The sequence below is a fragment of the Glacieibacterium sp. genome (assembly GCF_965200405.1).
Taxonomy (GTDB): domain Bacteria; phylum Pseudomonadota; class Alphaproteobacteria; order Sphingomonadales; family Sphingomonadaceae; genus Glacieibacterium.
In genome coordinates this window covers 2,702,061-2,716,068 of the sequence record NZ_OZ241356.1, presented here as the reverse complement: position 1 = coordinate 2,716,068, position 14,008 = coordinate 2,702,061, and the positions used below count along the sequence as shown (strand labels likewise).

11 protein-coding genes are annotated in these 14,008 nt (G+C 63.9%); 5 read left to right on the top strand and 6 right to left on the bottom strand.

Features of this window, described 5'->3' with window-relative positions; all coding sequences use genetic code 11:
• Window positions 1-3 precede the first annotated feature (3 nt).
• Genes ACOFKW_RS12640 through ACOFKW_RS12625 form a run of 4 tightly spaced genes read right to left on the bottom strand, consistent with a single transcriptional unit; the run spans window position 4 to window position 5,335 of the window.
• Window positions 4-819, bottom strand: coding sequence for a cupin domain-containing protein (locus ACOFKW_RS12640; protein WP_419814508.1), 816 nt, complete (start codon window positions 817-819; stop codon window positions 4-6).
• A 3-nt stretch (window positions 820-822) separates the two neighbouring features.
• Window positions 823-2,388, bottom strand: coding sequence for an FAD-binding oxidoreductase (locus ACOFKW_RS12635; RefSeq protein ID WP_419814507.1), 1,566 nt, complete (start codon window positions 2,386-2,388; stop codon window positions 823-825).
• Window positions 2,385-3,731: an MFS transporter gene (locus ACOFKW_RS12630; protein ID WP_419814506.1), complete on the bottom strand. Its 1,347-nt coding sequence runs from the start codon at window positions 3,729-3,731 to the stop codon at window positions 2,385-2,387. Before ACOFKW_RS12630 ends, ACOFKW_RS12635 begins: the two co-directional genes overlap by 4 nt.
• On the bottom strand, window positions 3,728-5,335 hold the full coding sequence (locus ACOFKW_RS12625; protein ID WP_419814505.1) for an alpha/beta fold hydrolase: 1,608 nt from the start codon (window positions 5,333-5,335) through the stop codon (window positions 3,728-3,730). The genes ACOFKW_RS12630 and ACOFKW_RS12625 overlap by 4 nt, the downstream gene beginning before the upstream one ends.
• A 244-nt stretch (window positions 5,336-5,579) precedes the next feature.
• Between ACOFKW_RS12625 and ACOFKW_RS12620 the strand changes: the two genes are divergently transcribed.
• The 5 genes from ACOFKW_RS12620 to ACOFKW_RS12600 all read left to right on the top strand — a co-directional run bounded on the left by ACOFKW_RS12620 (window position 5,580) and on the right by ACOFKW_RS12600 (window position 12,770).
• Window positions 5,580-6,857, top strand: coding sequence for an MFS transporter (locus ACOFKW_RS12620; protein ID WP_419814504.1), 1,278 nt, complete (start codon window positions 5,580-5,582; stop codon window positions 6,855-6,857).
• 210 nt (window positions 6,858-7,067) lie between these two features.
• Entirely contained in the window at window positions 7,068-9,356 is a 2,289-nt protein-coding gene (locus tag ACOFKW_RS12615) for a TonB-dependent receptor (RefSeq protein WP_419814503.1), read from the top strand.
• A 154-nt stretch (window positions 9,357-9,510) separates the two neighbouring features.
• On the top strand, window positions 9,511-10,278 hold the full coding sequence (locus tag ACOFKW_RS12610) for a GntR family transcriptional regulator (RefSeq protein ID WP_419814502.1): 768 nt from the start codon (window positions 9,511-9,513) through the stop codon (window positions 10,276-10,278).
• A 117-nt stretch (window positions 10,279-10,395) separates the two neighbouring features.
• Window positions 10,396-11,415, top strand: coding sequence for a zinc-dependent alcohol dehydrogenase family protein (locus ACOFKW_RS12605; protein WP_419814501.1), 1,020 nt, complete (start codon window positions 10,396-10,398; stop codon window positions 11,413-11,415).
• Window positions 11,412-12,770 (top strand): MmgE/PrpD family protein, encoded by a 1,359-nt coding sequence (locus ACOFKW_RS12600; protein ID WP_419814500.1) that lies wholly within the window; start codon window positions 11,412-11,414, stop codon window positions 12,768-12,770. The genes ACOFKW_RS12605 and ACOFKW_RS12600 overlap by 4 nt, the downstream gene beginning before the upstream one ends.
• A 39-nt stretch (window positions 12,771-12,809) precedes the next feature.
• Here the strand turns inward: ACOFKW_RS12600 and ACOFKW_RS12595 are convergent, their stop codons facing one another.
• Both ACOFKW_RS12595 and ACOFKW_RS12590 read right to left on the bottom strand, forming a co-directional pair.
• A complete protein-coding gene (locus tag ACOFKW_RS12595; RefSeq protein WP_419814499.1) occupies window positions 12,810-13,646 on the bottom strand; it encodes an SDR family NAD(P)-dependent oxidoreductase in 837 nt (278 codons plus the stop codon).
• Entirely contained in the window at window positions 13,643-13,957 is a 315-nt protein-coding gene (locus ACOFKW_RS12590; RefSeq protein ID WP_419814498.1) for an REDY-like protein HapK, read from the bottom strand. Before ACOFKW_RS12590 ends, ACOFKW_RS12595 begins: the two co-directional genes overlap by 4 nt.
• Window positions 13,958-14,008 lie beyond the last annotated feature (51 nt).

Here is a 14,008-nt window from a genome sequence, read left to right as displayed (position 1 = left end):
CGTTCAGTAAGGCGCGGTGCCGCTCCACTCGCGCACCCAGCTCTCGGGCGTACCGGAGGGGATCTTCGGCGCATAGCTCTGCCCGATCGGCAGCGGCATCGGGTGGGTCCATTTGGTCCGTACATAATTGGCGCCGGCCCGCATGATCTGGAAGAAGCCCGCTTCCGAAACGTGCGGCCCGTGAATGATCTCCGGTGGCCGATAGAAATAGGCACCGGGCCGGATCAGCCCCTCCGGTGTCCACATCTGGCCCTGCAGCATGAACATTTCCTCGAAATGATCGTGGATCTCCGCCGGCATTTCAGCCTGCGCTGGGACGCCGTGCGGCAGCCCGATCAGCAGGAATGTCCGCGAACTGTCATTCGGACCCAGACGCAGCACTTTGCGCGCCAGGCGGAGGTGCGCGATATGCGCCACGCTGGGGCTCATGTCCCAAGGGATGGAGACGGGGTCGAGCGCGATCGCGTCGGTCATGCCGGTCGCGCTGTTCGGATCGTGGCGACCGTAGCGAAAAACGATCAGCGTCGCGCCGTCACGCATCCTGCGGCTGCCCGCGCTTTCGCCACGCGGAGTAAAGCCATAGCAATGATAGCGCTGCTCGCGTCCGTCGACCGCGATGCTGCCATCGAGAACCAGATACTCCTCGGCGCGATCCTCAGGTCCGTGGTCCGGCGCATCGAAGCCTGCCGGATAGCGGAGGAGATACGTCTCCTCACCATCGTCAGGATCGACGTTGAGGCGCTTGATCTCGGTCCCGTCGGGCTGGACCGCCCAATCGACGTTCTGCGTTTGGATGAATTCGATATAGGGTCGTGCCATCGTTCAGCTCCCAAGCCCGAGCGCGCCGGGATTGACGCGATTGTCAGGGTCGACCAGCCGTTTGATCCCGGCCAACAGCGCACGCGATTCGGGGCGCATGATATCGGCGTAGCGGTAGGTCCGCCCGATCTGGTTCGATTGCGCGCCCATCGCCGCGAACAGGGCGACGATCGCCTCGCGAACCTGCATGACGAGCGCGCGGGCGTCGAGATCAGGCACGGGTTCGGCGACGCGCGCCTTCATGGTGGCGCTCACCGACGCATGATGGACCGGCAGCCAACTGTCGTGCCAGTTGAAAACCGGCTCGTAACTGAAGACATGGTTGCCAATCACCGTCAGCAGCCGCGAGACGACGACCCCCTTGGCATCCAGCGCCGCCTGGTGCCGGGCGATGAGGTCTTCCACCGCATCGACCAGTGGCTTTGCCTCGCTATGCGCCACCTTGGCGTTGAGCGCGATCCAGCGATCGCCGGTTGGCCCGAGTACCGCATCGAGCGGGGAATACGGATCGGCGCGCCCGGCCTTGGGGATGGAGTTGGACAGCTCCTTGCCGCCGGCCTTTTCGATGATGTCCCGCGTCAGCGCTACATCGCCATCGACCGCTGCGCGCGTCCGTCCCGCCAGCACCATGTGGAGCGAATAACAGCCGGCCTCGATGAAGTTTCGACCCGCCATCGCGAGCTGCGCCCCGGCCTTGAAGCCACGCGCCAACCCCTTCTCCTGCAATACGACCTTCGCCAGAGTCTTCGCATCCCTGATCAGGCCGCTGGGCTGGGCCAGCGCCTGCCGCGTCTTGTCCGGGTCCATCATGTAGCAGTCTTCGGCCAGCTCCGACCGGCCAATCTCGCACAAGGCCTCGACCGCGGCATCCCGGTCCTGAAAGCCGAACGACAGATAGTCGGTAACGGCAGGCGCGCGGATCATGCGCAGCGTGACGGTACCCTTGATCCCGAGCGCGCCGGCATCGTGCGTGAACAGGCCGGTCGTATCGGGGCCGAAGCTGCGCGTGAACGGCTTCTTGGCGGTGCTGATCGCGGTCTGGCCGGTGTGAAGGATCGAGCCATCCGCCAGGACGATCTGCATGCCCAGCACGATTTCCGCCGCAGTGCCGTATCGCGCCGTGCCGAGGAACAACGCACCGTTGGAAAGCCCCCCGCCCACGGTCGCGCCGCGGCCGGAGAAAGTGCCGAAGAACGGTAGTCGCAGACCGAGCGGCTTCAGCGCATCATGGATCTGCATCCAGGTGACGCCGGCTTCGACGGTGACGAGCATGTTCTGCGCGTCGATTTCCAGGATCCGGTTCATACGGCGCATGTCGACTGCGATCGCACCGGCCCCGGGCGCCACATAGCCCTGCACATAGGTAAGTCCGCCACCACGAGGCAGGAGCACCAGTCCGGCATCGGCGATCATCGCAACGGCGGCGCTCAATGCCTCGATCGAAGCCGGGCGGACGACCGCTGCAACCAGCCCGCCGGCACCGAACAGGTCGGAGGAGTAAAGGCGGCGGCTGTCCTCATCGACCAACAGCCCCTCTGCACCGAGGATCCGCGAGAGCTTGTCCATCATCGGACGTTCCTTTCGCCGTGCGCCTGTACCGCTTCGCGAAACGCCCTGCGTCCGGACAGGAGAACGATGGTCGCGCCGAGCCCAAAGGTGAGGAAAACGACGCCGAGCGCGTAGGAGATGCCGCCCGGCGTCCTGAACACGGTGTCGGAGAGGAAGCCGACGATGAAGTTCCCCGCTGTCAGTGCGATCAGGCCCGAGCAGATCGTGTGCAGCGCCATGACCTGCCCGCGCAGTGCGTTCGGCGTGATGAGCGACAGGCCCGAATAGACCGACGAGATGTTCCAGTTCACGAACAGCGCGTTGATGCCGTAGCACGCCAGCGCCAGCCAACCCGAGGGCGCGATGCAGCCAAGTGTACCGAACACCGCCATCGAGATGCCGCAGGCTGCTGCCGTGATAAGCGGCGCGTCGCGATGCCCGCGCCGCGTCAGCCACGCGATGACCCAGCCGCTGTTCACCGCCGCGAAGATACTGATCGGCAGGCCGACCGCACCGAGCGCATAGCCGGTCTCGGCGGGCGTCCAGCCGTGCGCGCGAATGAACAGCGCTGGAAACCAGCCCAGGATCGCATACACGCAGACGAGGTTGAGCACCGTGCCGACCATCAGCGAAGCGAAGGCGAGCGGACGGGCGCGGAACAGCGCGATTATCGGCCGCAGACTGAATCCCTGCGCCACCGACACGACGCCGTGCCGGCGAGGCTCGCGGACCGTTAACACGACAATCAGCGCGAGGATCAGGCCCGGCGCGCCGCACAAGACAAAGACGACCTGCCACGGTGCCATTCCGTGGAAAACCGGCAGGACGGCGATAAGTCGATCGGCCCAGCTCAGGAACAGGCCGGAAAGCGCGAAGGCTACCGCGGTGCCGAGCGAACTGCCGGTCACGAAGACGCCATAGGCTTTGGGCCGGACGAGCGGCGTAAAATAATCGGCAATCAGCGAAACCGCGACGGGCACGAGTGCCGCCTCGCCGACGCCCACGAGCATGCGCGCCACGAACAGGCCGCCGAAGGTGGTTGCGAACGAACAGCCAATCGTCGCCAGGCTCCATAAAACTAGGCCGCCCACCAGCACCGAGACGCGGTGCGACCGATCGCAGAACATGCCTAGCGGCAACCCGAGGACAGAATAGCAGATGCTGAATGCCATGCCCTGCAGCAGGCCGAACTGCGTGTCGTTGATCTTGAGCGCGGCCTGGAGCGGCGTGATGAGGAGACCGATCGACACCCGGTCGAGGATTGCCAGCGCATAGGCCAGGGTCAGGCACGCGACGACGAACCAGGCATAGCGCCGCGGAGGCCAGGAATCCGCCGCCGCAGCCGTCTGAGAAGCAGGCGTCATATCGCGTATTCTCCGACGCGGGATGTCTCGACGCGATGGGTCGCCGCATCATCGAGGAAGGCGCAAACGACGGCACAGGTGTCGGCAATATTGGCAAAGCGTCTTGCAACGTGCGCGTCCGGTAGCAGCGCTGCGATCTGGTGAGCGGCACGATATGCGGGATCGTCCGCGTGATCGAGGATCAGTGCCGGTGACGCGAAAACAGGATAGCGCGCCGTGGTGGGCAGTTCCACGGCGGCGCGTGCTATGTCGCCGTAACGCTCGGGTTGTTTGAGGATAGCGAGCAGCGACGGGTGAAGCGCTGACGCCGCGAGCAGCGGTGCAAGCGCACGCTGCGCGGCGGGCGACCCGTCGAACCACGGCCATTGTGCTTCCGCGTCGCGAAGCATGTGCCAGATCCGGTGGAGGTGCCCACCGGCGCGATCGAAGCCAATTTCGGGGCATAATGCGGCGGCGACGTCGTGCCGGTCCCTGTCGTCGAGCGCAAAGCAGCCGTCGAGGACGACGCGTCCCACTTGGTCGGCATGTCGCGCGGCGAAAGCCGCTGCCAATGGCGTAGCGAAGCCGAGCCCCAGGACATCGACCGAACCAAGCCCAAGCTGTTCGAGCATCGCACCCAGCGCATCGGCCGCCGCATCGATGGACGGCGCAGGCAGTGGATCGGAATCACCACAGCCAGGCAGTTCAGGGATCAGCACCGGCCGGCCGCCGAGCGCATCCTGCCAGGCCCATGCGTGCAAAGTCGTTGGCGCGTCGAGGATGAGAAGCGGCCGCTGCGAGCCACGTCCGGCACGGCGGACCAACACTTGACCGTGCGGGAGATCGACATAGACCGCGGCCGCAGCGGTCGCGGCGGGCTGCTCCCCCAGGTGCGGCGCATCGGCGAACATCCGAGCCAGCCAGGCCAACCATGCTTCGCCATCCGCGGGGAGGCGCACAACCGTCAACGCATCGTTGTCGCCCGCCGGCACGCGCTCAAGCGATGAGAGGAGTACATCGTCAGTCCGCGCCGCGACGACGGTGGGACAGCGGACGGCGCGCAGCGCCGGCATCGGATCGTAATACATTGCCGCCGCGTACGCCGATGAATAGCGAGCGCCGGCCGACAGGAAATCCACGACATAGTCGGCGATCCACGCGTCGCTTTGCTCGGCAACCGGCATCCGGGCGAGCGGCGTCTGCGTGAACCACGGGAACCAGCGCAGCATGTCGCGCATCCGGGTCCACTCGCTTGCCAGATAGCCGCCGGCGTCATCGAGCCTGAACGGCCGCATGTAGGTCTCGATAAAGGCGACGTCGGGCGTCCCGACGGGGATCGACAGCCCATCGAGGATCAGCCGCGGTGGATTACCGAAATTGGCCGCATATTCGAGCGCAATCTTCGCACTAGTATGCGTCGCGTACAGCGGTGCCGAGGCGAGCCCCATCGCTTCCAGTGTGCGACCCAGCGCCGCCGCCAACACTGTGATGGTCGGTTGCTCGACATCCAGCGGCGCCGAAGCACCATAGCCCGGCGTGTCGAGCGCATAGACGCGGTAGTCGGCCGCTAGCCGGGTCATCGTGTCGGAGTGCAGGCGCGACGATCGCGGCGAGTCATGCAGCATGACAGCGGTCGGTCCGTTGCCGGCATACCGATAGTGGACAAGTCGCCCATCGACCTCGACGAAGCCCTTGCGAACATGGACCGTACCGTAGGACGATGGGGCCGGCTCAGGTGCCATAGAATCGCGTTCCCGCAAGTGCCTCGCGGCTATCGTGCAAAGGACTTGCGCGGCGCCATTTGACATACTCTTATGACGAATGGTGCGGCATCGTCGCCGGCTTGTCCAGACCTGAGGATCACATCCTATGAAAAGCCAAACGGCGGATGTCGCATCGACCATCGAACCGCGCGAGACGACGCAAGGGTGGCTCGTCGTCCTCGCCTCGATGATCGGCGTCGCGGTCGGACTTAGTCCTATCCCCTTCTATACGATCGGGATGTTCGCGCCCGAGCTGTCGCAGGCGTTCGGCTGGAGCTTTGCAGCAATGATGGGCAGCATCGCCGTCCAGTCCGGCGTCGTGATGCTGATCAGCCCGGGCGTCGGCATCGTTATCGATCGATACGGGGCGCGCAACGTCGCGATGGTCTCACTGATGTTGTTCGGCTTGTGCTTCATGAGCCTCGGCTTCAGCACCGGCTCGCTGACGCTTTATTACGGACAATGGGTCGTCATGTCGGTGCTGGGCGCCGGAACCCTGTCGGCGACCTGGACGCGCGTGGTCAACGGCTGGTTCGATCGCAACCGTGGACTGGCCCTCGGCATTGCCAGCACAGGCACCGGGCTCACCGGCTTCCTTATCAAGCCGTTCACTGCGTGGCTCATCCTGAATTATGGCTGGCGGACGGCGTTTGTCGTCATCGGAATGCTGCCCATCGTCATCGGCGTGCCGATCGTCTTTCGCCTGTTCCGGGAAAACCACGCTGCCGTGATCGACGTGGCGCCCGACGAAACCGTGATCGTCGAAGAATATGGCGTGACGCTCCGCCAAGCGCTTCGCGATCCGCGCTTCTGGCTATTGGCGGCGGCGTTCCTGCTGATCGCTTTCGCGCTCACGGCGCCGACTCCGAACATGGAGAACATTCTCAAGACATTTCACTTCGAGTTGCCGCAGATCGCGCGCATCACCGCGAGCTTCGGCCTCGCCGTTATCGCCGGGCGCGTCATCGGCGGCTGGCTGCTGGATCGTATATGGGCTCCGCTTTGCGCTTTCGGCATCCTGATGGTGCCGGCCGTCGGGTCGTGGCTGCTGACAGGCTCGACCGTCAGTCCCACCAGCGCACTGCTGGCGATCCTGGCGATCGGCTTCGGCGCCGGGTTCGAGTTCGACCTGCTCGCCTATTTGATCAATCGCTACTTCGGGCAGCGGCACTACGGTGCGATCTACGGCTGTTTCTATGCTGTCATCGCACTCGGTGGCGGACTGGGACCGGTGGTCTATGGCTTCAGCTTCGATCGCACCGGCAATTACCATGCCGTGCTGCTGTCCGGTGTCGGCTGCCTGATCGTCGGCAGCCTGTTGCTGCTGCTGCTCGGCCCCTACCCGCGCTGGGCCGCCAACCGCGTCATTTCTGCAATAGCATAGGAGATATTTTTCGCGGCTCGCGATCGTGACGAAACATGCTTGACACCCTTGAGGAAATGTATTGTCTTATTGACATAACAATAGATCAAAGGCCGGGCGTGCATCCGGTTTGTCCGTCGCTTTGGGAGCGGCAAAAGAACTCTAAGGGAAGGGCAAACGATGAGGATAGATTTATCGATGCGGGCCTCGTGCATTGCGATCATCGCAGGCATGGGCGCCACGTCGACCGTTGCATATGCACAGAGCACGGCAACGCCGGCACCGACCGCCAGCGCTGCGGCCAGCGCGCCCGTCGACACGGCAGCGGACCAGGGCGGCCTCCAGGACATCATCGTGACGGCACAGCGTCGTCCGGAAAAAGCCCAGTCTATCCCGATCGCCGTCTCCGCGTTCAGCGAACGGAGCATCAAGCTACTGAATCTCGAAGACGCGATCTCGGTATCCAAATACGTCCCGTCGATGATCTCGCAGCATAATGCGGGTCTTGCCACGGCAAACAGCTACTTCCTGCGCGGGCTCGGCAACACCCAGTCGGCCGCGACCTTTGATCCGCCCGTCGGAACCTATGTCGACGACATCTACGTGGCGCGGCAGAACGCCAATAACTATGCGTTCTTCGACACCGAGCGCGTCGAAGTTCTCCGTGGTCCGCAAGGTACGTTGTTCGGCCGCAACACGACCGGCGGTGCCGTAAACATAATCATGCGCAAGCCGAGCGAAGATTATGGCGGTAAGTTCGAAGTCACGGGCGGATCGTTTAATCGGGTTACCGCCAAGGCGAGCGTCGATGTACCGATCACCGACAAGATCCTCACCAAAGTCTCGGCCTTTTATGTCACCGACGACGGTTTCGTGAAGAACATCACCACTGGTGAGCGTCTCAACGGCGACAATAGCTACGGCGTCCGCGGTGATATCCGCCTGAAGCCGACCGATAACCTGACCATTGACCTGTCCGGTGAATATACCAGCAATCGCGGCACTTACTTCGGCGTCCGCGTGCTGCCCGTCGCCGATCCGAAGTTCCGCACCGCGACGACGCCGGTCTTCTACGAAGCGGCGACGAACATGCGTCAGGTCAGCTGCAAGGGCGATCCCGTCACCATCCTGATGCAGACGCAGAACGGCCTGTGCCTCAATACCGACAATTACGCGGGATCGGCGCATATCAGCTGGGACACGGACGGCGGCACGCTCGAGGCGATCCTCGGCTATCGCACCCAGGCGCAGGACTACATCAACAATTATAGCTCGAGCACCGTCAACAAATACGCGGCCTTCATCCTTGCCGACAAGATCGACAACAATCAGCATTCGGGCGAGCTGAAATGGTCGAGCAGCATCTTCGACGGCAAGCTCAAGTATGTCGCGGGTATCTTCTACCTCAAGGAAAACAACGAGCTCAAGACTGCGACTTTCTCGGGCGGAACCACTTCCTACGTGTTGGCGCAGACGACCTCGAACGGCCTGACCTACGGTGCCGACGATCATTTCCGCCAGTCGGTCGAGACGGCGGCAGCTTATGCCCAGGCGGACTGGGAGTTCGTTCCCGACCTGACGTTGACCGCCGGCGCGCGCTACACTTACGAGCTCAAGAAGATCGCCTTCTTCCAATCGGATCGTTTCTTCAGCCCGCTCTACACTAGCAACCCCAACGGCGCGGCCGGCTATTCGAGCGCCCAGGTGCTCGCCGCCGGGATTCCGCTCAGGCAGAAGCAGAGCCGCGTCACGCCGCGTGTCGCCCTAACCTACAACGTCACTCCCAGCACGATCGTTTATGCGTCGGCGACGAACGGCTTCAAGTCGGGCGGATGGAACGGCACCAACAGCGTCCCCTTCCAGGTGCTGCCCTTCCGTCCGGAGCGGACCTGGTCATATGAAACCGGCTTCAAGTCGGACCTGTTCGACCGCAAGCTCAGGCTCAATGGCACCGCCTATCTTGCCGTCACCAAAGACCTGCAGGTGACGTCCGGCATCATCGTACCGCCGTCGACGGTAATCTCGCAGCTGGCCCGCAACGCCGGCAAGTTGCGGACCTATGGCTTCGAGTTCGAGACGATCTTCGCGCCGACGAAGCAGTTCAACTTGTTCGCCAACGGTTCGGTCGGCAAGGGCAGGTATCTGTCGACCGTGCTGACCCCGGGCGTGCCGCTGACCTCGCAGATCACGACCAATACGCTTCCGCTCCGCGTGCCGACATTCCAGATTGCCACGGGCGCGACGTACGTGGTGCCTGTGGCACCGCTCAGCGGCAATGTCGGCCTGACCGGAACGTTCCGGCACAACTCGTCCTATGCGGTGGCCGCGCTCAACACCGCCTTTGCGCCACGTGAGGATTATGTCGACCTGAACCTGACCTATGAGAACGACAGCAGTCACTGGGGCGCGGCGATCGGAGTCACCAACCTGACCAAGCAGGAGACGATCACAGCCAACTTCATCTCGCTTTTTCCGGGTGATCCCCGCCGCGTCACCGCGCGTCTGTGGTTCAACTTCTGATCCATAACCCGGCGTGAGAGGGCGTGGCCAACGGCGGCCATCGCCCTCTCACGTTATTCTCCGTCCGGCAGCTCGTCTTGACGGGCGGACACAAAAGCTGAACTAGCCGTGCAAGGATGCTGGTCCACAGCGTCTAGCCCAAGGTGATTGCACATTGATCGATCGCAACGCGGCAATGCCGATCTATCATCAGATTTATCTCCAATTACGCGATGAGATCCTGAGCGGCGAGCGGCCATATGGCAGCGCATTGCCAACCGAGCAGGAGCTGTCGGAGAAGTTTCAGGTCTCGCGCATAACCGCGCGTCGGGTGATGACCGAGCTCAGCCAGCAGAAGTTCGCCGAACGCAAGCGGCGCCTCGGCACCCGCGTGATCTTCGAGTCTCCCAACAAGCCCTTCGAGGCGAATATCGACCAAGCAGTTGATTCTCTTCTCGCCTTCGTCCGGCGCACCACCGTTGCCGTGCTCGAAGTGGCGATGGAGATGCCGACGCCTGCCGTCGCAAGCGCGCTCAAGATCGGTGTGAACGACGAAGTGCTGCGCGCCGTGCGCGTGCGCAGCATGGACGGCGTTCCCCTCGGATATATCGTCAGCTACGTACCGGCCGCGTTCGCGGCGGGCGTCACCGCTGCAGCGCTGGCTAGTACTCCGATACTCAAGGTGCTTGATGATCTAGGGTACAAGGCGGAGCAAGCCGATCAGACGATCAGTGCGATGCAGGCCGATCCGACTATCTCGCACGCCTTGGATATCGAGTCGCGATCCGCGATCCTGCGGATCAACCGCACCGTGTACGACACCCACCACACGCCGTTCCTGCTGACGTTCGCACATTATCGCGCGGACAAGTTCACCATCCGCCTCGATCTGCAGCATCCTGGCGCGAGCGGCACACCGCGGTTGGTCCCACAGGTCTCCTGACTACATTACGCGACGACCAAAAGCCTTTGCCTCGGACGCAATTGATATATAGACAATACAATTGCGTCGCCGGTCGAAGCGGTTTCTTGCCCGCGCGCCCAGAGCAGGAGCATTCGCGTGAGAGCATTCCAGATCGGTGATCAAAGCGGCATCGAGGCGTTGACGGCGACGACACGGCCAGATCCTGTCGCCGCACCCGGCATGGTCGTCCTTGCGCCGCGCCTCGTCAGCCTCAACAACCGCGACATCCAGATCATGCGCGGCGCCTATGGCGCGAAAAAGCCTGTTGAGCGGATCCCGGTTTCCGAGGGCGTCGGCGAGATCGTGGCAGTCGGCGACGGCGTCTCGGGCTTCAGCGTCGGCGATCGGGTGATCGCTCCACATTTCGTCAATTGGACCGGCGGCGATTTCGGCTTTCATGCCTTCAGTCACGACGTCGGCGTCACGCATGACGGTTGGCTTGCCGAGCGCGTCGTGGTGCCGGCAACCGCACTCGTGCGCGTGCCGGAGGCGTTGTCCGATCGCCAGGCGGCCGCGCTGCCCTCCGCTGCACTCACCGCCTGGAACGCGGTCGTCGAGGTCGGCAAGGTCAAGGCTGGCGATCTCGTGCTCGCGCTCGGCACAGGCGGCGTCTCGACCTTCGCGCTCCAGATTGCCAAGGCCAACGGCGCACGCGTCGCCATCACCTCGTCGAGTGACGACAAGCTGGCCATTGCGCGCGAACTGGGCGCGGACATCACCATCAACTATCGCACGCATCCCGACTGGGCGGCCGAGTTGATGAAGGCGACTGCGAATGCCGGCGCGGACATCGTCGTCGAGACAGGCGGCCAGGCGACGCTGAGCCAGTCGATCGCCGCCGCCGCAGTCAATGCGACGATCGTCATCATCGGCGTTACGGCGGGCAAGGCCGCGGACGGCTTGCCGAACTACGGCACGATAATCGGCAAGAACCTGACGCTGCGCGGCATCGCCGAGGGCAGCCGCGCGATGCTCGTTCGCTTGGTGCGCGCGGTCGAGGCGAACGGCATCGAGCCCGTCGTCAAGAAGGTCTTCGCCTTCGACCAGGCACCTGAGGCTTATGCGTATCTTGCCTCGTCGGAGCATGTCGGCAAGGTGATGATCGAAGTGCAATGACACCCGCGTCACGCCGGTTCGTCGACCACGCGCTCGCCACCGAATGGGGGGAGCTTGCGCCAGCCACGCAGGCGGCGGCGCGCACCTTCCTGCACGACACGCTCGCGGTTGGCATAGCTGGCCGAAACGCGCCGTTTGCCGACAGTGTTTTCGCAGCGGCGCAAGGCTGGAGCGGCGCGGGTGGCACCGGCCTGGTGCTGGGCCGCCCGCACGCGCGCCTGACCACGCCGCACGCCGCCTTCGTGAACGGCTACCAGATCCACTCCCAGGAGTTCGACTGCGTCCACGAACCCGCCGTCGCGCACCCCATGGCGAGCATCGGCGCAGTTCTGCTGGCCGAAGCTGGCCGTGCCCCGGTGTCCGGCGCGGATTTCCTTGCAGCGATGGTCGGCGGCGTCGACGTCATGGCAACGCTCGGCGTCGCGGCACGCGGGCCGCTCAAGTTCTTCCGTCCAGCGACAGCCGGCATCTTCGGCTCGATCGCGGCGCTATGCCGGCTACGGCGACTTGCCCCGGACGTGGCGACCAATGCCTTTGGTTATGGCCTCGCCTTTGTCAGCGGGACGATGCAGGCGCATGTCGAAGGCAAGCCGACGCTCGCGGTCCAAGTCGCTGCCGCAGCGCGTTCGGCGATCGAGGCGGTCGACCTTGCGGCGGCTGGCCTGGAAGGGCCGCAAGGCTCGATCGATGGGCCATTCGGCTATCTTTCGCTGTTCGAGAACGACGTCGACCTTGCACCCGTGCTGGCGCAACTCGGCACCATCCGCCGGATCGAGGAACTGAGCTGGAAGCCCTTCCCCTCGGGCCGCGCCGCGCACGGCGCGATCATGGCATTGCAGGACCTGGTCGCGAAGCATGACATCACCCCAGCTACGCTTGAGCGCTTCACCTATCGCGCTCCGCCGCTGATCAATCGGCTCGTCGGGCGTCGACCCTTCGCCGGCATGAGCGTCGCCTACGCACGCCTGTGTTTCGCCTGGCTCGGCGCCGTCGTGCTGACCCGTGGCACGCTGGACCTCGCCGACTTCACGCCGGAGCGGCTGGGCGACCCTGCCCTGCTCGCGCTCGCCGAGCGTATCCATGTCGCGACCGACGAGAATCCCGATGCCGCCGCGTTTGTGCCGGCGGTGGCAACCGTGACCCTCAAATCCGGCGAGGCCATTTCGCATGTGGTGACTCGCCAGTTCGGCTCACCCGAATGGCCGCTGAACCGCTCGGAGCATCTCGCCAAGGCGGCGCGATGCCTGGAGTTCGGCGGCATCGCCGAGGTACACGGCCCACTGACCTTGTTGATCGACGATCTCGATGCGGTAGACGACGTCGCCGGCGCGCTGATCGCCGTGCTGGAAACATAGGCCGGCGATCGGAGCATCATCAGGCCAACGTTTACCCGATCAGTGCGGCTCCTCGCCGCCCGACACGTTCAGCGACTCGGCCGTGATGTAGGCAGCTTCCTCAGAACAGAGAAAGGCGACCGCGTTGGCGGTATCCTGCGGCAAGCCGGGCCGCCCCATCGGAATGCGAGCCGCCATGTCCGTCACATATTGCTCGACCGACTTGCCCTGGCGCTCGGCAAAATAGGCGTTCTGCCATGCGCCGAGCCCGGTGGTGACGTGATTCGGACAGACGTTGTTCACTGTGATACCGTGTTCGCCCAGTTCGGTCGCGGCCGAACGGACAAGGCCGACGAGGCCGTGCTTCGAGGAGGTATAAGCCTGCATGTTGGGAAAGCCGCTCTTCGCCGCCTGGCTCGCGATATTGACGATCCGGCCGCCGCGCGCCTGCCGGACCATCCTCTGCGCCGCTGCCTGGAGGCCGTAGAAAGCGCCGGTCAGGTTGACGCCAATCACTGCATTCCATTCGTCTTCGCTGACCTCGAGAAGAGGCCTCACGATATAGCCGATGCCGGCATTGTTGATCCAGATATCGAGGCTGCCATGTGCGGTGACTGCGTGGTCAGCGAGCGCCTGTACCTCAGCCCGGATGCGGACGTCGCAGGCGTAAGTGGAGACCCTGACGCCCGTCACAGCGACGGCGGCGGCAATCTCGTCCATTTCCGTCGAAAGTCCAATCATCGCGTCTGGCGTTGCCGCGTCGCGGGAAGTGCCGACGTCGGACAGGACGATGTTGGCGCCGTCCGCCGCCAGCCGCAACGCGATCGCCTCGCCGAGGCCGCCCTTGCGACCCGATCCGGTGATGACGGCGGTCTTGCCGGCAAGCGCGCGGCTCATGCCGCAGCCTCGACCTGGCGCGTGACGATGAAGATCGGGTCGGCCCAATCCTGGAATTCGGCAGCGACCCGGCCCATCGCCTCGGTGCTGACTTCGCTGCCGAAGAGATCCATGTCGGCGACGTCGATCACCTCGATATACTGGTATGGCGATACGCCGCCGCCCAGCACATCGGTCGCCTGGAAAAGCGTGAAGCTGTCGACGGACTTCAACGCGTTCACCGTCGGCAGATCGGTCGCCAATGCCCACTTCTCATAGTCCGCCGCGCTCTTGTCGGGCTTCAGGTTCAGCAGAACGATAATCCGGGTCATGCGCGTGTCCTCTTGGCATTCTCGGTTGGCTGGCATATTGTTATATGGATA